The sequence below is a fragment of the Leucobacter sp. NPDC077196 genome, assembly GCF_040687075.1.
Taxonomy (GTDB): domain Bacteria; phylum Actinomycetota; class Actinomycetes; order Actinomycetales; family Microbacteriaceae; genus Leucobacter.
The window spans coordinates 149,163-168,426 of the sequence record NZ_JBFBML010000005.1 but is presented as its reverse complement, the minus strand read 5'-3'; the positions used below and the strand labels follow the sequence as shown (position 1 = coordinate 168,426).

Sequence of the window (19,264 nt, the reverse complement as noted above, 5' to 3'; positions counted from 1 at the left end):
CAGAGAAGGACCCCCAATGAAAATCGTATGCATCGACGGCGAAGCGCAGTACTCGGACATCGTCCACCGCGACGTGATCGAACCGCTCAAGGCGGCAGGCCATCAGCTCGACTGGTTCGAAGAGCAATTCGCCGACGCCGAGGCTACGATCGCCCGGGCCCAGGGCTACGACGCCGTCTACATCATCGGCGACCAGGGACCTCTCCCGCAGGGCTTCCTCTCCTCCGTTCCCGGCCTATCGCTCATCAGCTTCGTCGGCACGGGAGCGCACCGCTTCGTCGACGTCACCGAGGCGGAATCGCTCGGCATTACCGTCACCAACGTTCCCGACTTCGCGAGCCGCAGCGTCGCCGAGCACGCGATCTCGCTGCTCTTCGCCGTGGCTCGCCGCGTGCCCGAGGGCGACAGAATCGTGCGCGCAGGTGAATGGGCGAAGCACCAGGGAATCAAGCTCGCCGGGCGCACGCTCGGCGTGGTGGGAATCGGCGCCATCGGGTCCGAGGTGATCCGCATCGCCGACGCACTCGGCATGCGCGTGGTGTACTGGAATCGCACGGAGCGCCCTGAGGTCGAAGCCGAGCTTCCCGGCCGGCGGGTCGAGCTCGACGAGCTCTTCCGCACCAGCGACGCCGTATCGCTGCACCTCACGCACACGCCCGAGACCGAACGCCTCATCTCGGCCGACCTTCTCGCACTTCTCCCGGAGAACGCGATCGTCATTAATACCGCACGAGACGAGATCCTCGATCGTGATGCACTCTTCGTTCTCCTGCGCGAAGGGCGTCTCTTCGGCGCCGGCATTGACGTATTCGAGTCCGAGCCGCCGGCCCTCGACACGATTCCACTCGACATCCCGAACCTCGTGCTGACCCCGCACATCGGATTCCACACTGATGAAGCCGACGATGTGTTCGCCATCGCCGGTCGCAATATCGTCGCCTTCGCTGCCGGCGAGCCCGTCAACGTCGTCACCAGCACCGCACTCTGAGCCAGAAAGAGAACCGATCCATGGAAATCCGTCACGCCACCCACCCCGACGAACTCGTCGGCATGAGCGATGAAGAACTGCGTGCCCGCTTCGTCATCAGCGACCTGTTCACTCCGGGCCTGCTCAAGGCCGTCTACAGTCACGAAGATCGGATGGTGCTCGGCGGGGTCAGCCCGATTCCCGGTACTGCCGTTGAGCTCGAGAACTTCGCCGACCTCCGAGCGGAGTACTTCTGCCAGCGCCGCGAGCTCGCGGTCTCGGGGCTCAGCGGGTCGGGATCAGTGGTCGTCGATGGAACCCGCTACCCGATCGGGCATATGGACGTGCTCTACATCGGCCGCGGCGCTCGCGACATCTCCTTCGAAGCCGATGTGACCGACACGCGCTTCTTCCTGTCGTCTGCCGTATCCCACTCCGATTACCCCACGACGCTCGTGCCCGCAGCCGAGGCGCTCACGACAGAGACCGGCGAGCAGGAGCACGCCAATCGCCGCATCGTGCGCAAGCACATCCACGAGGACGGCGTGCGCAGCAGCCAACTCGTGCTCGGCATCACTGCGCCTGAGCCCGGAAACATCTGGAACAGCATGCCCCCGCACACGCACGACCGCCGCACCGAGGTGTACGTGTACTTCGATCTCGACGAGAACGAGCGGCTGTTCCACTTCATGGGGGTCCCCGGGCAGACGCGGCACGTGGTGCTGCGCAACGGTGACGCGGTCATTTCGCCGGCGTGGTCGATGCACTTCGGCGCAGGCACCACCAACTACTCGTTCCTGTGGGTCATGGCCGGCGAGAACCAGATGTTCGCAGACATGGACCAGATCTCGGTGCCTGAGGTGGCCGGTTCGATCAGTTGAAACTTCTGGTGAGAGAGCATGTCCTGAGTAAGCTCTCTCACCAGAATGAGCGTCTTCGTGCATGCTCACTCTCGAGCGCGATCCCCTTCCTCGGCGCCCCGCTCGAACGCCTCCGCAACCTCCGGGCCGTCCGTATCGTCGGGCATTGGCTCCGTGTCCCGAAAAGGCTCCGCGTGCGGGTATCCATGCCCTTGTACAGTGCCGCTCGTTTCGTGCTTCATCTCCTCGTCGAGTTCGGGTCCATGCTTCGAATTGCCGCGCTCTGTGCCGTTCATTTCTCTTCCTCCCGTTGAGTTGACGGCGATCACAGCGAATGCGTTGCATTTCGCGAAGTCACCGCTTCGGCAAATTCTGGGCGGCTCAGCTCGATGCTGCGATGGCCTTGAAACGGCAGGGCATCTCTCCTACGCTCCGCGCCACGATGGAAGCACGAAGAGCAAATGCTTCGCACGATCCCGCTTCGGAGGCCTCGGCAGCATCGCGAGCCAGTTCGGAGCGCCACACGGGTCGGCCGGTTCTGCAACCCCCTCGTGCACGAACACATCTGCTGAGACGGTTGGTCCCCAGCAATAGTGAAATGCGATCAGGAGCGAAGGAACAACGTATGAGCAACCCCTCCTCTGCAGAAGTGCCTGAAACCGATGCCCTGGAGCAGAACAGGAACGCGGGTTTCGAATACGAACCGGATTCTGAGGGCGTGGTTTTTTCCACGTCGTCCGAAGCGGACACCGCAGATGCGCTCGAGCAGTCGATCACCGTGGAGCTCGATGACGACGATGCGCCATCAGCGGAGACGTATCGCGACTGAGACGCGCCAGCGCGTCGCCGAATCGACGCAGATCACGCAGAAACGTAGAGAGCAGCAAGAAACGTGGAGAGCAGCAGGTGAACAGCACGATGAGCAAGTTGACGGTGACGACCAAGTCGAAGAACGGCCAGTGGGTGAACGAAGTGGAAGGCGCCCCTCACCTCTCGAGGAGTTTCCGCGACAAAGAAGAAGCTGTACAGGCCGGCCGTGAATTCGCCGCCGAGCATCACCGTGAGCATCGGATCGAAGAATCGGAGCCGACCGGGGCGATTACGGATCCGGACCCCGCGTCGTCACGCGGGGCGGAGACGGCGGACCCCAACCCGCCGGTGCCCCTTTCGGAGCAGGGCTAACCGCAGCCGTCGCGCGAGCGCACACGGGCGCCGCCCGCGACGGTGGATGTCACGACGGATCGGTTGACGTCACCGTTTCGTGGTGAGGGCGGGCGGCGGCCCACCGGTGAAATCCTCGAAGATCAGAATGGTGCGCGTGTTGCGCACCCAGGGAATCGACTGGATGTCTTGGAGCACCACCCGGCGCAGATGGCTGTTGTCCATGGCACGCACCAGCAATAGCACGTCGAAATCGCCCCCGACCAGGGCGATGTGCTCAACCTCGGCGATCTCCCCGAGCCGCGCGCGTACCTCTTGCCAGCCGGTCTGATCGATCAACAACGTGACGTAGGCAGAAGCATGCGATCCGGCGCGCACGGGATCGGTGCGGACGGTGAAGTTCATGATGACGCCGCTGTCGACGAGCTTGCGCACGCGCGCGTGGGCTCCGGCTCTCGAGATGTGAACGGCCTCTGCGAGCGCGGTCATCGATATGCGCGCGTCGTCCTTCAGCACGGCCAGAATGGCGCGGTCGGTATCGTCCACCTGCATGTCTTCCCCCATCGGAGACTGAAACAGCTCCCGAGACACTCGTCCAGCATTCGGGCCTTATTGGGATCAAATATACATAAGTTGTCGCACACGACGCACAGTCGATCGAATGAGGAGCACAATAGGCGACACATTGACGGACGGATTCAAGGAGGAACCGTGTCCCGATCAGCGCCCAGCCCGCTCCCCCACTCTCTGCTCCCCCGGGATACCCCGGTGCAGTTGATCGACGCCGACGGCGCGGTCTCGAGCGATCCGGAGTTTCCGCTGCCCGATCGCGAGACGCTGCAACGCGCCTACGCGGGGCTGGTGAACGGTCGCCGCATCAACGATCAGTGCAATGCGCTCGTGCGCCAGGGCCGACTGGCCGTCTACCCGGCGTCGACCGGTCAGGAGGCCTGCCAAGTTGCGGCGGCGCTCTGCCTCGAGCGCGGCGACTGGCTGTTCCCCACCTACCGCGATTCGGTCGCGGTCATCGCTCGAGGCGTCGCGCCGGCGAACGCGATGGTGCTGCTGCGCGGCGACTGGCACACGGGCTACGACCCCGCCGAGTACGGGATCGCGCCGCAGGCGACGCCGCTCGCGACGCAGCTGCTCCACGCGGTCGGCTTCGCGCACGCCGCTCGACTCCGGGGCGAAGACACCGTCGTACTCGCGATGTGCGGCGACGGCGCGACGAGCGAGGGCGACTTCCACGAGGCGATGAACTTCGCCGCCGTCTTCCACCTCCCGGTCGTCTTCTTCGTGCAGAACAACGAATTCGCCATCTCGGTTCCGCTCTCGCGGCAGACCGCGGCGCCATCGCTCGCGCACAAGGCGATCGGGTATGGCATGCCAGGGCAGCGCGTCGACGGCAACGACGTCGCCGCGCTGCTCTCGGTGCTCGGCGCGGCCGTCGACCGGGCCCGCGCTGGAAACGGGCCGAGCCTCATCGAGGCGCACACGTACCGCATGCTCGCTCACACCAATGCCGACGACGACACGCGATACCGCGAACGCGACGCGGTGCAGGCCTGGGTCGGTCGCGATCCGCTCGCCCGCCTGCGCACTCACCTGCGCGATGCGGGAGATTTGACCGAGGCCGACGAGGCGGAGCTCACCGCTGCCGCTGAGGAGATCGCGAGCGAGTTGCGGTACGCGATGAACTCGGATCCCGAACTCGACCCGGAGGATCTCTTCGCGCACGTCTTCGCGCAGCGCCCCGAGATGCTCGATGCGCAGTGGGACATATTGCGCGACGAGATCGAGCGCACGGAGGTCGAGTCATGAGTACGACAATGGCGCACGGCGCCGCTCCGGCCGAATCGCCCGCCAACGCTGTGCCATCCACTCGCGACGCCCAAGCAGCGGAGACGACCGTCGAGACCATGACGATGGCGAGCGCCCTCAACCGGGCACTCGCCGACGCACTTGCGAGCGACGATCGCGTCGTCGTCTTCGGCGAGGACGTGGGAGCGCTCGGCGGCGTCTTCCGCATCACCGACGGCCTGACCGCTCGATTCGGCGAAGACCGCTGCTTCGATACCCCGCTCGCCGAGTCGGGGATCGTGGGCACCGCGGTCGGCATGGCGATGAACGGCGTGGTTCCCGTCGTCGAGATGCAGTTCGACGCGTTCGCGCTGCCCGCCTTCGAGCAGGTGGTGAGCCATGTCGCGAAACTCGGCAACCGAACCCGAGGCGACCTGCGGCTTCCGCTTGTCATCCGCATTCCCACCGGCGGCGGAATCGGCGGGGTCGAGCACCACTGCGACTCCTCGGAGGCGTACTACGCGCACACGCCCGGCCTTACCGTCGTATCGCCAGCAACACCGCAGGATGCCTATTCGCTGCTGCGTGCAGCGATCACCTCCCCCGACCCCGTGATCTTCATGGAACCGAAGAAGCTGTACTGGTCGACCGGCCCGGTTGACACGTCGGTCACGGCCGAGCTGCGCCGCGCGAAGGTTGTGCGGCCCGGCACCGACCTCACCCTCATCAGCTACGGCCCCTCGGTGTCGATCGCCCTCGAAGCGGCAGAAGCCGCGGCGGCCGATGGGCGCAGCGTCGAGGTCGTCGACGTGCGCACCCTCACGCCGTTCGACGACCGCACCGTGGTGGAATCGGTACGACGCACCGGCCGCGCGGTGGTCATCGCCGAGGCGCCCGGTTTCGCGAGCGTCGCCTCGGAGATTCAGGCGCGCGTCTTCGAGCAGTGCTTCGAGTACCTGGAGGCGCCCGTGCGGCGAGTGACCGGATTCGACACCCCGTTCGCCTCCCCGAAGTTCGAGCACTGGTACCTGCCCGACGTCGACCGCGTGCTCGACGCGATCGACACGTTGCATTGGGAGGACCGCTGATGAGCACCCGCGTCTTCAATCTTCCCGACCTCGGAGAAGGGCTCACCGAAGCCGCTCTCGTGCGCTGGATGGTCTCCGTCGGCGACACCGTCAGCATCGACCAGCCCATCGCGGAGGTCGAGACGGCCAAGAGCATCGTCGAACTGCCCTCGCCGTACGCGGGCGTGGTCGTGCAACTGCACGGGGCCGAGGGCGATGCGCTGCTCACGGGTGCTCCGGTGCTCGAAGTTCACGAAGAGGGTGCGGCGCAGACTGCGGCCGAGGATCCCGGAGCGCCCGATGCGGTACAACACCGCGGGGAGCATGACACCTATCGCGAGAAGGAGCGGGCGGGATCGGGAAACGTACTCATCGGTTACGGCACCGGTCGCGGGCCGGCGAAGGGGCGTCGACGCCGGGCCCGGAGTGGCGCCAGCGGGGCGTCCCCGGCGACTGCGCCGGGATCGGCGTCGGCATCGGTGTCGACGTTGACCGCACCGCACCGCACCGTTGCCGTGCGGTCGCCGATCGTGCGACGTCTCGCCCGCGAACTCGGGGTCGACCCGTATGCCGTTCGCGCGACCGGCTCCGACGGCGCCATCACCCGCGCGGATGTGCTGCGCGCCGCAGATGCTCCAACTCCTGAGCCCGCTCGCGCATCACCCCCCAGCAGCGCGCAGGTGGCACCGCTGCCGGTGGCCCGCATCGAACGCTTCAGCCCACTGCGGCGCGTCGTCGCCGAGAAGCTCTCGCGCAGTCGGTCCGAGATTCCCGAGGCGACGGTGTGGGTCGACGTCGACCTCACCGAGCTCTGGGAGCTCCGCCCGCGCATGGCTGCCGACGGCGAGCGGCCGCCATCGGTCACGGCGATCCTCGCCCGATACACGTTGCTCGCGCTGCAGCAGTATCCGATTCTCGCGGGGCGTCTCGCGCCGTCCGGTGATGCGATCGAAGTCTACGAGGGCGTGAACCTCGGCATCGCCGTCGACACGAGCCGAGGGCTGATGGTGCCGGTGATGCGCAATGCGCATACGCTGTCGATCGCCGACCTCGATGGCGAGCTGCGAGCGCTCAGCGCCTCGGCGCGCGACGGGCGCACGCCCCCTGAGCATCTCCAGGGCTCCACCTTCACGCTCAACAACTACGGCGGGCTGGGCGTCGACGGCTCAGCCGCGATCATCAATCATCCTGAGGTCGCCATGCTGGGAATCGGGCGCGTGCTCGAACGCGCGTGGGTGGTTGACGGCCGCATCGTGCCGCGGCGCATCGCCCAGCTCTCGCTCGTATTCGACCACCGCGTCTGCGATGGCGGGTACGCGGCCGGGTTCTTGCGCACGGTGTGCGACCTGCTCGAGCACCCGATGCGCGCGTACTCGCGGGTGTGAGGAGGGGCCGGAGCCCGCGAGCAAACAGGAATGCGACAGAAGGTCCATTCCCCGAGAGCTGGGGAACGGACCTTCTGCCGCACTGCGTCGAGGAGTGAGCGGTTAGACCGACACGACCTCGTTCGAGCGCGTGTTCAGCGCGACGCCCTTCGGCTCCTTCACGAGCGACACGGCGACGAGCGAGACGATCGTGACACCGAGTATGTAGAGCCCGATCGTCCACGACGCTCCCGTGGCGCCGAACACGAGATCCGCGATGAGCGGAGCGAATGCACCGCCGAAGATCGCGCCGATCGCGTACCCGATCGAGACGCCCGAGTAGCGCACGTCAGCGGGGAACATCTCCGCGTAGAGCGCGGCCTGCGGGCCGTACGAGAGCCCGAGACCGATGGTCATCACGAACAGGGCGAGGAAGTACATGAAGATGTCGCCCGTGTCGATGAGGAACCACATCGGCACGGCCCAGATGCCCAGCAGCACGTAGCCGATCTGGAAGGTGCGCACGCGCCCGATGCGATCCGAGATGATGCCGCCGAAGAGTGTGAACGCGAGCCAGCCGAACGAAGCCAGCGTCGTGGCGAGCAGTACCGGAGGCCGCTCGAGCCCGAGGCCGCCCTCGGCTTCGGGGCGGGTGGCGTACGCCGAGAAGAACGCGATGAGCAGATAGCCGGCCGCGTTGTTTGCGATGAAGATGAGCGCTGCGAGCACCACCTCTTTGGCATGCTTCGAGAAGAGCGTCTTGAGCGGAGCGGCCGATTCGCCCTTGCGCTCTTGCAGCTCCTTGAACACCGGCGACTCTTCGACGGCGCGTCGAATGAAGTAGCCGACCAGGATCAGCACGATGGAGAAGAGGAACGGCAGGCGCCATCCCCAGCTCAGGAACTGCTCCTCGGTCAGCGACGTTGTGATGACCCACATGGTCGCAGTGGCGAGGATCATGCCGAGCGGCACGCCGATCTGCGGGTACGCGCCGAAGAACCCGCGCTTGTTCTCGGGGGCGTGCTCGACCGACATGAGCGCGGCACCGCCCCACTCGCCGCCGGCGGAGAACCCCTGCAGCACGCGCAGCAGCACGAGCAGCACCGGCGCCGCGACACCGATCTGAGCGTAGGTCGGCAGGACGCCGATCAGCGCGGTGGCAAGCCCCATCAGGACGAGCGTGAGCACCAGCATGCGCTTTCGCCCGAGCCGGTCGCCGAGGTGTCCGGCGACGATCGCGCCGAGGGGCCGGAAGAGGAAGGAGATGCCGAGCGACGCCCAGGCGACGATCTGCCCGACGGTCTCGCCCGCGGGGGCGAAGTAGAGGGTGGCGAAGACGGCGCCCGCCGCCTGCGCGTAGATGAAGAAGTCGTACCACTCGATGGTGGTACCGACGACGGTGCCCGCGAGCACTTTCCGCCGTTCCGTCTGCTTGGCAGCAGCAGTCATGGTCATGTGAACTCCGTTGTTCGTTTGGGACGGCCAAGTTACCGACCGTTCGGCCAGTAATAGAGCGTACACGAATGGACCCCGTGCGAGAAGGATCGAAACGGACCGCCGTCGCGGTGATACACCAGCAAGGGCGCATTTCTCAACGCCCCTTCGACGCTCTGGGCGGCTCGCTACGCTGGCGGCCTACTGTTTTCACGCGAAGGAGCTGAATCATGTCACTGAAACCTCGGAAGACTCTTGCCGGCTGTGCCGCCGCAATCGCACTCGCTGCCGGAGGCATGGTGGCGATCGCGGCACCCGCCCAGGCCGCCGGAGGCTATTCGTACCTGTATCCGACCAACTTCACCTCGAAGGCTGCATGCGATACGAAGCGCGTCACGATGAACTCCTCGTGGACGCGCGCGAGCCAGTGCTTCATAATGACCGACCGCGGTGTCATTGACTGGAAGTTCTCGGTGTCGGTGCGCGGCTACTGACCCGTGCCGAATCGACTTTCGGGATGCCCTCGCAGAAATGGTCGACCGTGTGGAACGCCGTGCACCGAGAACGCCGTTCGCTGAGCGCCGACCTCGGAGGAATCGCTGCTGAGCAATGGGCCGAGGCCTCCCTGTGCCCGGGTTGGGACGTGCACGACGTCGTGGCGCACTTGATCGATTCGGCCAAGACGACCCGATGGGGGTTCATCCGTCGACTCGTCGCGGCGCGATTCGATTTCGATCGCGACAACGCAATCGGCATCGAGCGCGAGCGCCGCGCGAACCCAGCGACGACGCTGGCCGAGTTCGATCGGATCGTGACCGCGACCAAGACGCCCCCGGCGGCTGCGGCAACGCGACTCGTCGAGGTCGTCGTGCACGGCGAAGATCTGCGTCGCCCCCTCGGCGTACAACGCGCGTATCCGCTCGAGCACGTGCTGCCCGCCTTGCGGTATCAGCTCAGAACCTCGACGTCTATGGGGGGCGGGCGCGAACGTGCGGCAGGGTTCCGCCTGGTCGCCGTCGACGCGGACTTCTCCTCGGGTACCGGGCCCGAAGTGCGCGGCACAGCCCTCGCGCTTCTGCTCGCCGTTTCCGGCCGCCCCGTTCAGTCATCGGAACTGTTCGGCGCGGGCGCGGGCGCCTTCACCGCGCGACGCGCTGCCGAGGGATGACGGCGACGAGCGGGCACGCGCTCCCGCTCATTCGAAGAGATCCTTCCGGCTCTCGATTCCCAGTTTCTGCAGCACATTCGAAACGTGGGTCTTCACCGTCGGGATGCTCACGAACAGTTCTCGAGCGATCTCGGAGTTCGAGTACCGCTGCAGCATGAAGCCGAGCATCTCCTGCTCACGGCGCGTCAAGGACGACGCCTGCACACGCACTTCGAGTTTGCGCGCGCTCTCGTCCGTGTCGGAGTTGAGATCCCACACACGGTTCCCCTGCGCCGTCGCACGGGCGGTCTCGAGGAGGCGGCCTTCCGCGTGTTCCTTGGTCAAAAAGCTGTCGGCACCCGAGAGAAAGGCGAGCGACGCGTCCGACTTGCCCGTGTACGAGGTGTACATCATCACCTTCGACCCGTGATCCATCGATTTGATCTCGCGGCACAACTCGAGACCGTCACGGACGCCCCCGAGCCGAAGCGGCAGAATGACGAGATCGGGGCGACACCGGGCGACCGCTGCCAACGCTTCCGCGGCAGACGCCGCCTCCGCAACGATCTCGAAGTCGTCTTGAGCGCCGAGCAGTGTCGCGAGTCCGAGGCGCACGATGGGATGATCCTCGACGAGCAGTACGGTGCGCCGGTCGCTCACTGCGGCACGTCTGCGTAGAGGTCTGCAGGGCACCACTCGCGTGGAATGGTCACTCGAGCAGTGACGAGCGGGTTCACCATCTGGCTCACTTCGGTATGCACGATCACACTCGTCGTGCGGTACGCGTCCTCCCAGCTCAGCCCTCGCCAGGCCTCGATGAGTGACACAGCCTCAGAGAACCCCAGGCGAACTGCCTCGTCGAGCGTTTCCGCGCTCGCCAGCACGCTCAGCCCCACGTCATGCCGCACGGCGGGCAGCCGTCCCGCGTACGTCACCCGCTCGACGCTCAGCCGAACCCTCCCGGCGATCTCGACCCCGGTACCGCCGAGCTCGCCATCGCCCTGCACCGCATGCAGGTCGCCGACCGCGATCAGCGCGCCGACGTGCGCGGCGCGAAGCACCAGTGAGGAGCCGGCCTGCAGCACGCGCGTGTCGAGGTTTCCCCCGTGCGCGCCCGGCCATGACGATCCGACCGCCGCACCCTCCGGCGCCACGCCCAGAACGCCGATCATCGGAGCGACGGGGACCGGTGTGCCTGGCGTAATCCAGGCGTGGCCGCCAGAGACGGGCACGATGCGCGTGTCCGCTCGGAACACGCGTTCGCCGAGCACGCCAAGCCCCGGCGAAAGCGCCATGACACCGTGGTCCGCGATCTCGATCGCATGCACGTCGATGCGGATCGCATCCCCGGCCTGCACTCCGGCAATGCGCACCGGGCCCGTCGCGCGATTGAACCGCGCCATGTCGATCTGGGGGCGGAGCACCGCCTCGGACCTCATCTGACCGCCGTAGCAGTCGGCGGTCTCGCATTCGAAGATCTCGCCGAGCCCGACCTCCGCGACCGGAGCGTGCTCCGCCGAGAATGCAGTGATCGCGGAGGTTGCCGGAACGCGGATCATCACGCCCAGCCGTCAGGCACGAGCCCGAATGCGGAGACGAGCGAGTAGACGAATGCGAGGCCGAAGACGATGATGAGCGCCGCCTGAATGATCGGGTGCGAGATCCATCCAGCTTTCCAAGCAGGCTCTTGATCGCCGAATTTGCGAGCTTTGTGCAGCATGAGCACCGGAATCACCGACATGATCGCACCGGCGAAGCCTCCCGCGTACCCGAGCGCGGAGACGAACCCCGCGAGCTTGAATACACCGATCAGCAGCGGTGGGACCGTGACGAGCAGGATCGCGGCAACCCGGTAGCCGGGCGCACGCTCTGAGGGCCAGTTGAAGCGGTCGAACACGTTGGTCATTAGGGTGAGCGCGATCGCCCAGAACGAGGTCATCATCGCGAGCACCGCGAAAATGTTCGCCAGGTAATACGCGACCTCGTCGAGTTCGCGGCCCCATGCGACCGTGACCACTTCGGTGATGCCGTCCGGCCCCATCATTCCGAGCGCCGCGAGCGGGACGAGCGCGAGCAGGAAGCCGGTCGCGCACATGCCGACCACGATGGCCTTGGGAAGTGCTCGCGGGTTGTGCTGGGCGAGACCGCGCGCCAGTTCGGGGACCGTGTACTGCGCGATGAACGCGAACACCGCGAGATTCACGATCGGGATGATGAAGTACGGCTGCACGTAGGAGATGTTGCTGAACTCGATGCCTGGCCCGACGAACGTCCACGTGCAGAGCACGAGGATGAGCACGAGCATCGCGGTCGTGATCGCCTGCTCCGAGCGACCGGTCGCTCGGAGACCGAACCAGACCACGATCACGCCGGGGATGAAGAACAAGAGACTCCCGAGCGCCTCGGGAATCCCGAGCATCGCGGAGAGAATGCCCCCGCTGCCCGAGGCGTACGCGATCAGCGCTCCGAGCCCGTTGACGACGACACCGGCGAAGACGAACCACGATCCGGTGTTCCCGAGGTATTTCTTCGCCAGCCCTGCGAGCTGAAGCGGCTCCTTCGTGCGCAGCGCGACCTCGGCGATGTACAGCATGGATGCCGTCGTCAGCACGCCTGCAATCGCGAGTGCGATCAGCAGAGCGGGGATGCCGCCGGTTCTCGCGCCGTAGGGAAGCGCGAGAATGCCTGCGCCGATGTTCGCGCCGAAGATGATCGCCACACCCTGCAAGAAGGTGATCGTGGTGCCGTGCTGCTTGGTATTCGCTGTCTGGGCTGCAGTGCCCGGAACGGAAGCGGTAGTCATGTCATGTCTTTCTTCATCATTGATCGAATGCGCGCCGGGGGCCGCCCGCTATTGCCGTCGTGATGTCGCCACGCGTGCGAGCGCTTGTCCGATGCAGCTTCACGAGGACACGTTTCACCATATGGTCTCGTGCGTGGCGGAAGCTCATCCTCTCGGTATGAATTCGAGGGAGAAGTCATCCCGGAGGACGGATCCGCCGGGCCCCTGAGAATCCTAGCCTTGCAGCAGAGTCGGGCAACGGTGACGCCGAGCCCCGCATACGAAGATGGAGTGCACGAGTGACGATCATGAGCGATACCGGGCGACGGTCCCGCATACTGCAAGCGGCTATTGCCGACGGGTTGCTGCACCCTCAGCGCGCGCCGCTCGCCGCTTTCATGGACTGGGAGCGGGTGACGTCGAACGTGCAGCACCTCATGCACGCCTTCCCGTCGCACCTGACTACGCTGCATGCCTTCGCGGTCAAGGCGAATTCGCTGGTGCCGGTGCTCACCCGACTGCGTGAGCTCGGGATGGGCGCCGAAGTCGCCAGCAACGGCGAGCTGACTGCGGCCCTTCGTGCCGGGTTCGCGCCCGAACGTATCGTGTTCGATTCGCCTGCCAAGTCGTGGCAGGAGCTTCGCCGTGCGCTCGAGCTCGGAGTCTCGCTGAACATCGATAATTTCCAGGAGCTGGAGCGAGTGCGGCAGATTCTGAGCGAGACGCCCTCGACCTCCGAAATCGGGATCCGACTGAATCCACAGGTGGGTACGGGCGGCATCGCCGCAATGAGCACTGCAGGAGTGCACTCGAAGTTCGGTGTACCCCTCGACGACCCGGGCATGCGTGAGCAACTTATCGCGGCGTATCTCGAGAATCCCTGGTTGCGAAGAGCGCACACGCACGTGGGTTCGCAGGGCTGCCCTCTGCCGCTCATCGCACGAGGCGTCAACGAGCTCGTGCGATTCGCCGACGAAGTGAACCTGCGCGCAGGCTTCGCGCAGGTGCGCACCCTCGATATCGGCGGAGGACTGCCCGTCGATTTCGAGACCGACGCCCCCATCGCTGCGTTCGACGAATACGTCGCCGAGCTCCACGAGGGCGCCTCCCGCCTGTTCTCCGGCGACTACGCCATCGTGACCGAGTTCGGTCGGAGCATTCTGGCGAAGCACGGCTTCATCGCCGCGTACGTGGAGTACACGAAGCAGGTGGGTGGTCGGGACATCGCCATCACTCATGCTGGTGCGCAGATCGCGACGCGCACTGTCTTCATGCCCGAAGCGTGGCCGCTGCGCATCGAAGGATTCACGGAGAGCGGAGAGGCGAAGCCCACCGGCACCGCCGTCGTTCAAGACGTCGCAGGCCCGTGCTGCTTCGCGGGAGACCTCGTCGCGCGCGGCCGCGAGTTGCCGCGACTGGTTCCGGGCGACATCGTGACACTCCTCGACACCGGTGCGTACTACGCCAGCAACCCGTTCGCGTACAACTCGTTGCCGGTGCCCGGGGTCTACGGCGTCTCGATGGCCGCGGGAGCCCGCCCGGAATTCTCGGTCGTGCGCGAGGCGCAGCTCGATCTGGAACTCACGGCCGTCGCCACCGAGTAGCTGCTCCTGTTCGACGGAGAACGGCTCACCGACGTGCACTTCCGGGCCGGCCCGTCGTTTGCACCCGCTGACGCCGCACCCTATCCTGGTATTCATTACCGAACGATCAGTCACTAATTCGGCTGATGCGGGCAGACACGGAGGTCATCGCCCATGCCAGAGGCATTTCTCGTTGGCGGCGTGCGCACGCCGGTCGGCAGGTACGGGGGCGCGCTGGCGTCGGTGCGGCCCGACGATCTCGCGGCCATCGCCGTGCGAGCTCTCGTCGACCGCACCGGGCTGCCGGTGTCAGAGATCGATGAGGTGATCCTCGGGGCCGCTAATCAGGCCGGCGAAGACAACCGCAATGTCGCCCGCATGGCAGCCCTGCTCGCGGGTCTCCCCGACAGCGTGCCGGGCTACACGGTCAATCGACTCTGCGCGTCGGGCATGACGGCGGTGGCGAACGCATCGCAGGCGATCCGCGCGGGCGACGCCGACCTCATCATCGCCGGGGGCGTCGAATCGATGACCCGCGCGCCCTGGGTGCAGCAGAAGCCCGATCGGGCGTGGGCGAAACCGGGCGCCCAGTTCGACACGTCCATCGGCTGGCGCTTCACGAACCCCGAGTTGCAGCGCCGAGACAAGGCGACGTACTCGATGCCCGAGACCGCTGAGGAGGTTGCACGAATCGACGGCGTCACTCGCGACGACGCCGATGCGTTCGCGGTCGAGAGCCACCGCCGCGCACTGGACGCGATTGCAGCCGGTCGATTCGTCGACGAGATTGTGCCGGTAACGGTCGCGGCACGGCACGGCGAGACCCGGATCGTCGACACCGACGAGGGGCCCCGGTCGGAAACGACCGCCGAGGTGCTCGCGCGGCTCCGCCCCGTCGTCGACGGCGGCACCGTCGTGACGGCCGGCAACGCCTCCTCGTTGAACGACGGCGCCTCGGCGCTGCTCGTCGCCAGCGGAGCGGCGGTGGAGCATCATGGCCTCGTGCCGCGCGCCCGCATCGTGACCAGCGTCTCCGTAGCCCTCGCCCCGGAGATCATGGGCCTCGGCCCGGTTCCCGCGACTGAGAAGGCCCTCGCCCGCGCGGGACTCACCATCGACGACATCGGATCGATCGAACTCAATGAAGCCTTCGCATCGCAGTCGCTCGCGTGCATGCGCCGTCTCGGTCTCGACCCGGCCCGAGTCAACGCCGACGGAGGCGCCATCGCACTGGGTCACCCCCTGGGGTCCTCGGGATCGCGCCTCCTCGTGACGCTGCTCGGCCGCATGGAGCGCGAGGGCTCGCGCTACTGCCTCGCGACGATGTGCGTCGGCGTCGGCCAGGGAACGGCGACGATCATCGAGCGGGTGAGCTCGTGACCGGCGCGGCACTGCGCGTCGAGGATCGCGACGGCTTCGTGCTGGCCACCCTCGATCGGCCCGAGAAGCGCAACGCGATCGATCTCGCCCTGATCGACGCACTGCACGAGCTGTGCGCCTCGCTCGAAGCGCACCCCCGCACGCTGGTGCTGCGGGGGGCCGGAGGCAGCTTCGCAGCCGGCGCAGACATCGCGCAGCTGCGGGAGCGGAGGGCCGCCGAGGCCCGCGCCGGCATCAACACCCGCGCGTTCATGCGCGTGCACGCGCTCCCCATGCCGGTGATCGCCGTGCTCGAGGGACATACGCTGGGCGGGGGCGCGGAGCTCGCGTACAGCGCCGACATCCGCATCGGCACGCAGTCGCTCACGATCGGCAACCCGGAGCCCGGCCTCGGCATCATCGCGGCGGCCGGAGCGAGCTGGCGGCTGCGGGAGATCGCCGGCGAGGGCATCGCCGCCGAGATGGTGCTCACCGGCCGCATCCTCTCGGGCGAGGAAGCGTTCGCCGCCGGCCTCGTCACCCACCTGCACGCCGACGGCGACGCGGCGTTCGCGACGGCGGTCGCCATTGCGAAGCGCGTGGCAGCACTCGACCCGGCTGCGGTGCAGGCGTCGAAGCGAGTGCTCGACGCGCCCCGCTCCGCCCATCCGCAGATCGATCTCACCGAACAGGCGATCCTCTTCGACAGCCCGGAGAAGCATCGGCGCATGACCGCCTTCCTCGAGCGAAAGCAGCAGCGATGAACGAAGCAGTGAACGCAGCGAACGAGAATCCGCGCATCGACACCGTTCCCGCACGCGTCGGCGTGCTCGGGGGCGGCCGCATGGGCGGCGGCATCGCGCACGCCTTCCTGCTCGCGGGAGCCTACGTGGTGGTGGTCGAGCAGCACGTCGCGGCAGCCGACTCGGCGCGCGAGCGCATCGAGCGGAGCATCGACGCATCGATCGCGCGCGGGCACGAGGGCGACGCTGCGCTGCTCAAGCAGGCACTCACGGTCGCGACCGACATCACGGCGTTCGGCGCCTGCTCGCTCGTGATCGAAGCGGTACCGGAATCGCTCGAGCTCAAGACCGAGGCGCTCGCGGAGATCGAGCGGCAGCTCCCGCACGATGCCGTGATCGCGTCGAACACCTCGTCGATCCCGCTCGCCCGACTGGCCGAGACCCTCGACCGCCCGGACAGGTTCGTCGGACTGCACTTCTTCAACCCGGTGCCGGCCTCATCGCTCATCGAGGTCGTGGTGAGCGCCGGCACGGCGCCCGAGTTGCCCGCGGTCGCGGCCGGCTGGGCGCGCGCCTTGGGCAAAACGCCGATCACCGTGCACGACGCGCCCGGATTCGCCTCCAGCCGCCTCGGCGTGGCGCTCGCGCTCGAGGCGATCCGCATGGTCGAACAGGGCGTCGCATCGGCCGCCGATATCGACCTGGCGATGGAGCTCGGCTACCGGCACCCCGTCGGTCCGCTGCGCACCACCGACATCGTGGGGCTCGATGTGCGACTCGGCATCGCCGAGCAGCTCGAACGCGATCTCGGCCCGACGTTCGCCCCGCCGCAACTGCTGCGCGACCTGGTGGCCGACGGGCGCCTCGGACGCAAGAGCGGCCGCGGCTTCTACGACTGGCCGGCATGACCAGCACCAGCACCAGCACGACAGGAGACTCCCCGATGACCCGCACGCTGCAGAGCTACGTTCACGACGCCTGGTGGAGCCCGGCCGATACCGCCGGAGGCGCCGAGGTGCGGGACGCAACCACGGGAGAACCGGTGGCGGTCGTGTCGAGCGAGGGTCTCGACCTCGCGGGTGCGATGGAATACGCACGGACGGTCGGCCAGCGCCATCTGGGCGAACTCACCTTCCATCAGCGCGCGGTGATCCTGAAGCAGCTCGCGCTGGCCCTGACCGAGCGCAAGGCCGAACTGTACGAGCTCTCGACGCGAACGGGCGCCACGAAGGCCGACTCTTGGGTCGATATCGACGGCGGCATCGGCGTGCTCTTCACCTACTCGGGCAAGGGGCGGCGCGAGCTGCCGAACGCGCGCGTGCAGCTGGACGGTCCCGTCGAGCCCCTGTCGAAGGATGGCACGTTTCTCGGCCGGCACATTCGCACCACGCTCCCGGGCGTCGCGGTGCAGATCAACGCCTTCAACTTTCCGGTGTGGGGCGCACTCGAGAAGCTCGCCCCCGCCTTTCTCGCCGGCATGCCCACCATCGTGAAGCCGGCGACGCCTGGCGCGTACGTCACCGAGCATCTCGTGCGCATCATGGTCGAATCCGGGCTGCTGCCCGCCGGATCCCTGCAGCTGGTCACGGGATCGATCCGCGAGGTGTTCGACCATTCGCGTCTCGGCGACGTCGTCGCATTCACCGGCTCGGCGTCGACGGCCGACGGCCTGCGCCGCCACGACGCGGTGCAGGCCGGAGGCGTGATCTTCAGCGCGGAGACCGATTCGATCAACGCTTCGGTACTGGGCCCGGACGCGGTGGCCGGGACGCCGGAGTTCGACGCGTACGTGCGTCAGCTGGTCGCGGAGATGACCTCGAAGGCCGGGCAGAAGTGCACCGCCATTCGCCGCGCCATCGTGCCGCTCACGCTGGTCGACCCGCTCATCGCCGCCGTGCGGGATCGGATCGCGTCGAAGGTCGTCGTCGGCGATCCGCGCGCGGACGGAACCACCATGGGCGCGCTCGCCTCGATCGAGCAGCGCGACGAGGTGCTGCGGCAGGTGCAGGCGCTCGTCGACGGCGGTGGTCGCATCGCGCTCGGAGACGGTCAGAATCCGGGCGAGGAGACGGCCTTCCTGGAGCCCATCCTGCTCCGCTTCGACGACGCCTGGGCGCCCCGGGTGCACGACACCGAAGCGTTCGGGCCTGTGGCCTCGGTGATCGGGTACGCGACGCCGGAGGAGGCGGCCGCGCTCGTCGTGCGCGGCGGCGGTTCGCTCGTCACGAGCGTCGCCTCGGCCGACCCCGAGTTCGTCGCCGGCCTCACGCGCATGAGCGCTGCTGCGAACGGACGCATGCTCGTGCTCGACCGCACCGACGCGCGCAGCTCGACCGGCCACGGTTCGCCGCTGCCGAACCTGGTGCACGGCGGCCCCGGCCGTGCGGGCGGCGGTGAAGAGCTCGGCGGCGTGCGCAGCGTGTTCCACTACATGCAGCGCACGGCGATCCAGGGCAGCCCGGAGATGCTCACCGCGATCACCGGAGTGTGGCACGCAGGAGCCGCGACGCGCGATGAGGCGCACCCCTTCCGCAAATCGCTGCAGGAGCTGCGCGTCGGCGATCGGGTGGTATCGGAGGAGCGCGAGATCACCCTCGACGACATCGCGCACTTCGCCGACTTCACCGGCGACACGTTCTACGCCCACACCGACGAGGCGGCCGCGGCTGCGAACCCCTTCTTCCCGGGCCGCGTCGCGCACGGCTACCTCCTGCTGTCATTCGCTGCAGGCCTCTTCGTCTCACCCGAGCCGGGGCCGGTGCTCGCGAACTACGGCCTCGAGAGCCTCCGCTTCATCACGCCCGTATCGCCGGGCGACCGCATCAGAGTCGCGCTCACGGCGAAGCAGATCATTCCGCGCGAGACGGAAGAGTACGGCGAGGTGCACTGGGACGCGGTGCTCACGAACCAGGAGGGCGAGATCGTCGCCACCTACGACGTGCTGACGCTGGTGTCGAAGACGCACGAGGCGGTGGCCGCCTGACAGCCCCGGGCGGG

The 19,264-nt window shown here is 67.2% G+C and carries 20 protein-coding genes; 14 read left to right on the top strand and 6 right to left on the bottom strand.

What is annotated here, in order from left to right; translation table 11 throughout:
* Positions 1 to 16: 16 nt before the first annotated feature.
* Positions 17 to 988 carry a 2-hydroxyacid dehydrogenase gene (locus tag AB0O71_RS07610; protein ID WP_363743857.1) on the top strand — a complete coding sequence of 324 codons (972 nt, stop codon included), beginning with the start codon at positions 17 to 19 and terminating at the stop codon, positions 986 to 988.
* Between the two features lie 20 nt (positions 989 to 1,008).
* Positions 1,009 to 1,848, top strand: coding sequence for a 5-dehydro-4-deoxy-D-glucuronate isomerase (gene kduI, locus AB0O71_RS07605; RefSeq protein WP_363743855.1), 840 nt, complete (start codon positions 1,009 to 1,011; stop codon positions 1,846 to 1,848).
* 65 nt (positions 1,849 to 1,913) lie between these two features.
* On the opposite strand, the gene AB0O71_RS07600 is transcribed toward kduI, so the two are convergent.
* Entirely contained in the window at positions 1,914 to 2,123 is a 210-nt protein-coding gene (locus AB0O71_RS07600) for a hypothetical protein (protein ID WP_363743853.1), read from the bottom strand.
* A gap of 329 nt (positions 2,124 to 2,452) precedes the next feature.
* Between AB0O71_RS07600 and AB0O71_RS07595 the strand changes: the two genes are divergently transcribed.
* Together AB0O71_RS07595 and AB0O71_RS07590 are read left to right on the top strand one after the other, a co-directional pair.
* The gene (locus AB0O71_RS07595; protein WP_363743851.1) at positions 2,453 to 2,656 is read left to right on the top strand and encodes a hypothetical protein; all 204 of its coding nucleotides are present in this window, start codon (positions 2,453 to 2,455) and stop codon (positions 2,654 to 2,656) included.
* Positions 2,657 to 2,745: 89 nt separating this feature from the next.
* Positions 2,746 to 3,009 (top strand): DUF2188 domain-containing protein, encoded by a 264-nt coding sequence (locus AB0O71_RS07590; RefSeq protein WP_363743849.1) that lies wholly within the window; start codon positions 2,746 to 2,748, stop codon positions 3,007 to 3,009.
* Between the two features lie 69 nt (positions 3,010 to 3,078).
* On the opposite strand, the gene AB0O71_RS07585 is transcribed toward AB0O71_RS07590, so the two are convergent.
* Complete coding sequence (locus AB0O71_RS07585; protein WP_363743848.1) at positions 3,079 to 3,540, bottom strand: Lrp/AsnC family transcriptional regulator; 462 nt, start codon at positions 3,538 to 3,540, stop codon at positions 3,079 to 3,081.
* Positions 3,541 to 3,699: 159 nt separating this feature from the next.
* Between AB0O71_RS07585 and pdhA the strand changes: the two genes are divergently transcribed.
* The 3 genes from pdhA (at position 3,700) to AB0O71_RS07570 (ending at position 7,240) form a co-directional block, all read left to right on the top strand.
* A complete protein-coding gene (pdhA, locus tag AB0O71_RS07580) occupies positions 3,700 to 4,809 on the top strand; it encodes a pyruvate dehydrogenase (acetyl-transferring) E1 component subunit alpha (protein WP_363743847.1) in 1,110 nt (369 codons plus the stop codon).
* 98 nt (positions 4,810 to 4,907) lie between these two features.
* Positions 4,908 to 5,876 carry an alpha-ketoacid dehydrogenase subunit beta gene (locus AB0O71_RS07575; RefSeq protein ID WP_363743914.1) on the top strand — a complete coding sequence of 323 codons (969 nt, stop codon included), beginning with the start codon at positions 4,908 to 4,910 and terminating at the stop codon, positions 5,874 to 5,876.
* Positions 5,876 to 7,240, top strand: a complete 1,365-nt coding sequence (locus tag AB0O71_RS07570; RefSeq protein WP_363743845.1) for a dihydrolipoamide acetyltransferase family protein — start codon at positions 5,876 to 5,878, stop codon at positions 7,238 to 7,240. The genes AB0O71_RS07575 and AB0O71_RS07570 overlap by 1 nt, the downstream gene beginning before the upstream one ends.
* 102 nt (positions 7,241 to 7,342) lie before the next feature.
* On the opposite strand, the gene AB0O71_RS07565 is transcribed toward AB0O71_RS07570, so the two are convergent.
* Complete coding sequence (locus tag AB0O71_RS07565; RefSeq protein WP_363743843.1) at positions 7,343 to 8,674, bottom strand: MFS transporter; 1,332 nt, start codon at positions 8,672 to 8,674, stop codon at positions 7,343 to 7,345.
* A 209-nt stretch (positions 8,675 to 8,883) separates the two neighbouring features.
* On the opposite strand from AB0O71_RS07565, the gene AB0O71_RS07560 reads away from it, so the two are divergent.
* Both AB0O71_RS07560 and AB0O71_RS07555 read left to right on the top strand, forming a co-directional pair.
* Positions 8,884 to 9,147: a hypothetical protein gene (locus AB0O71_RS07560; RefSeq protein WP_363743841.1), complete on the top strand. Its 264-nt coding sequence runs from the start codon at positions 8,884 to 8,886 to the stop codon at positions 9,145 to 9,147.
* 23 nt (positions 9,148 to 9,170) lie between these two features.
* Positions 9,171 to 9,821 (top strand): maleylpyruvate isomerase family mycothiol-dependent enzyme, encoded by a 651-nt coding sequence (locus AB0O71_RS07555; RefSeq protein WP_363743839.1) that lies wholly within the window; start codon positions 9,171 to 9,173, stop codon positions 9,819 to 9,821.
* A gap of 27 nt (positions 9,822 to 9,848) precedes the next feature.
* On the opposite strand, the gene AB0O71_RS07550 is transcribed toward AB0O71_RS07555, so the two are convergent.
* The 3 genes from AB0O71_RS07550 to AB0O71_RS07540 are packed head-to-tail and all read right to left on the bottom strand — an operon-like array spanning position 9,849 to position 12,603.
* On the bottom strand, positions 9,849 to 10,460 hold the full coding sequence (locus AB0O71_RS07550) for a response regulator transcription factor (protein WP_363743837.1): 612 nt from the start codon (positions 10,458 to 10,460) through the stop codon (positions 9,849 to 9,851).
* The gene (locus tag AB0O71_RS07545; RefSeq protein WP_363743835.1) at positions 10,457 to 11,359 is read right to left on the bottom strand and encodes an acetamidase/formamidase family protein; all 903 of its coding nucleotides are present in this window, start codon (positions 11,357 to 11,359) and stop codon (positions 10,457 to 10,459) included. Before AB0O71_RS07545 ends, AB0O71_RS07550 begins: the two co-directional genes overlap by 4 nt.
* Positions 11,359 to 12,603, bottom strand: a complete 1,245-nt coding sequence (locus AB0O71_RS07540; protein ID WP_363743833.1) for an amino acid permease — start codon at positions 12,601 to 12,603, stop codon at positions 11,359 to 11,361. The genes AB0O71_RS07545 and AB0O71_RS07540 overlap by 1 nt, the downstream gene beginning before the upstream one ends.
* Positions 12,604 to 12,890: 287 nt before the next feature.
* Between AB0O71_RS07540 and AB0O71_RS07535 the strand changes: the two genes are divergently transcribed.
* From AB0O71_RS07535 to paaZ, 5 genes are all read left to right on the top strand, one after another.
* Entirely contained in the window at positions 12,891 to 14,186 is a 1,296-nt protein-coding gene (locus AB0O71_RS07535) for a diaminopimelate decarboxylase (RefSeq protein ID WP_363743912.1), read from the top strand.
* A 153-nt stretch (positions 14,187 to 14,339) separates the two neighbouring features.
* Positions 14,340 to 15,545 carry an acetyl-CoA C-acyltransferase gene (locus AB0O71_RS07530; RefSeq protein WP_363743831.1) on the top strand — a complete coding sequence of 402 codons (1,206 nt, stop codon included), beginning with the start codon at positions 14,340 to 14,342 and terminating at the stop codon, positions 15,543 to 15,545.
* Positions 15,542 to 16,288 (top strand): enoyl-CoA hydratase/isomerase family protein, encoded by a 747-nt coding sequence (locus AB0O71_RS07525; RefSeq protein WP_363743829.1) that lies wholly within the window; start codon positions 15,542 to 15,544, stop codon positions 16,286 to 16,288. The genes AB0O71_RS07530 and AB0O71_RS07525 overlap by 4 nt, the downstream gene beginning before the upstream one ends.
* A complete protein-coding gene (locus tag AB0O71_RS07520) occupies positions 16,285 to 17,175 on the top strand; it encodes a 3-hydroxyacyl-CoA dehydrogenase family protein (RefSeq protein ID WP_363743827.1) in 891 nt (296 codons plus the stop codon). Before AB0O71_RS07525 ends, AB0O71_RS07520 begins: the two co-directional genes overlap by 4 nt.
* Before the next feature lie 35 nt (positions 17,176 to 17,210).
* A complete protein-coding gene (paaZ, locus tag AB0O71_RS07515; RefSeq protein ID WP_363743910.1) occupies positions 17,211 to 19,250 on the top strand; it encodes a phenylacetic acid degradation bifunctional protein PaaZ in 2,040 nt (679 codons plus the stop codon).
* The last annotated feature ends 14 nt before the right edge of the window (positions 19,251 to 19,264 follow it).

Coding starts and splice junctions, on each gene's coding strand:
- AB0O71_RS07540 (WP_363743833.1), bottom strand. CDS start 12,603: ATGACTACCGCTTCCGTTCCGGGCACTGCAGCCCAGACAGCGAATACC.
- kduI (WP_363743855.1), top strand. CDS start 1,009: ATGGAAATCCGTCACGCCACCCACCCCGACGAACTCGTCGGCATGAGC.
- AB0O71_RS07570 (WP_363743845.1), top strand. CDS start 5,876: ATGAGCACCCGCGTCTTCAATCTTCCCGACCTCGGAGAAGGGCTCACC.
- AB0O71_RS07590 (WP_363743849.1), top strand. CDS start 2,746: ATGAGCAAGTTGACGGTGACGACCAAGTCGAAGAACGGCCAGTGGGTG.
- AB0O71_RS07535 (WP_363743912.1), top strand. CDS start 12,891: ATGAGCGATACCGGGCGACGGTCCCGCATACTGCAAGCGGCTATTGCC.
- AB0O71_RS07530 (WP_363743831.1), top strand. CDS start 14,340: ATGCCAGAGGCATTTCTCGTTGGCGGCGTGCGCACGCCGGTCGGCAGG.
- AB0O71_RS07545 (WP_363743835.1), bottom strand. CDS start 11,359: ATGATCCGCGTTCCGGCAACCTCCGCGATCACTGCATTCTCGGCGGAG.
- AB0O71_RS07610 (WP_363743857.1), top strand. CDS start 17: ATGAAAATCGTATGCATCGACGGCGAAGCGCAGTACTCGGACATCGTC.
- AB0O71_RS07595 (WP_363743851.1), top strand. CDS start 2,453: ATGAGCAACCCCTCCTCTGCAGAAGTGCCTGAAACCGATGCCCTGGAG.
- AB0O71_RS07585 (WP_363743848.1), bottom strand. CDS start 3,540: ATGCAGGTGGACGATACCGACCGCGCCATTCTGGCCGTGCTGAAGGAC.
- AB0O71_RS07520 (WP_363743827.1), top strand. CDS start 16,285: ATGAACGAAGCAGTGAACGCAGCGAACGAGAATCCGCGCATCGACACC.
- AB0O71_RS07555 (WP_363743839.1), top strand. CDS start 9,171: ATGCCCTCGCAGAAATGGTCGACCGTGTGGAACGCCGTGCACCGAGAA.
- AB0O71_RS07565 (WP_363743843.1), bottom strand. CDS start 8,674: ATGACCATGACTGCTGCTGCCAAGCAGACGGAACGGCGGAAAGTGCTC.
- AB0O71_RS07600 (WP_363743853.1), bottom strand. CDS start 2,123: ATGAACGGCACAGAGCGCGGCAATTCGAAGCATGGACCCGAACTCGAC.
- AB0O71_RS07575 (WP_363743914.1), top strand. CDS start 4,908: ATGACGATGGCGAGCGCCCTCAACCGGGCACTCGCCGACGCACTTGCG.
- AB0O71_RS07560 (WP_363743841.1), top strand. CDS start 8,884: ATGTCACTGAAACCTCGGAAGACTCTTGCCGGCTGTGCCGCCGCAATC.
- paaZ (WP_363743910.1), top strand. CDS start 17,211: ATGACCCGCACGCTGCAGAGCTACGTTCACGACGCCTGGTGGAGCCCG.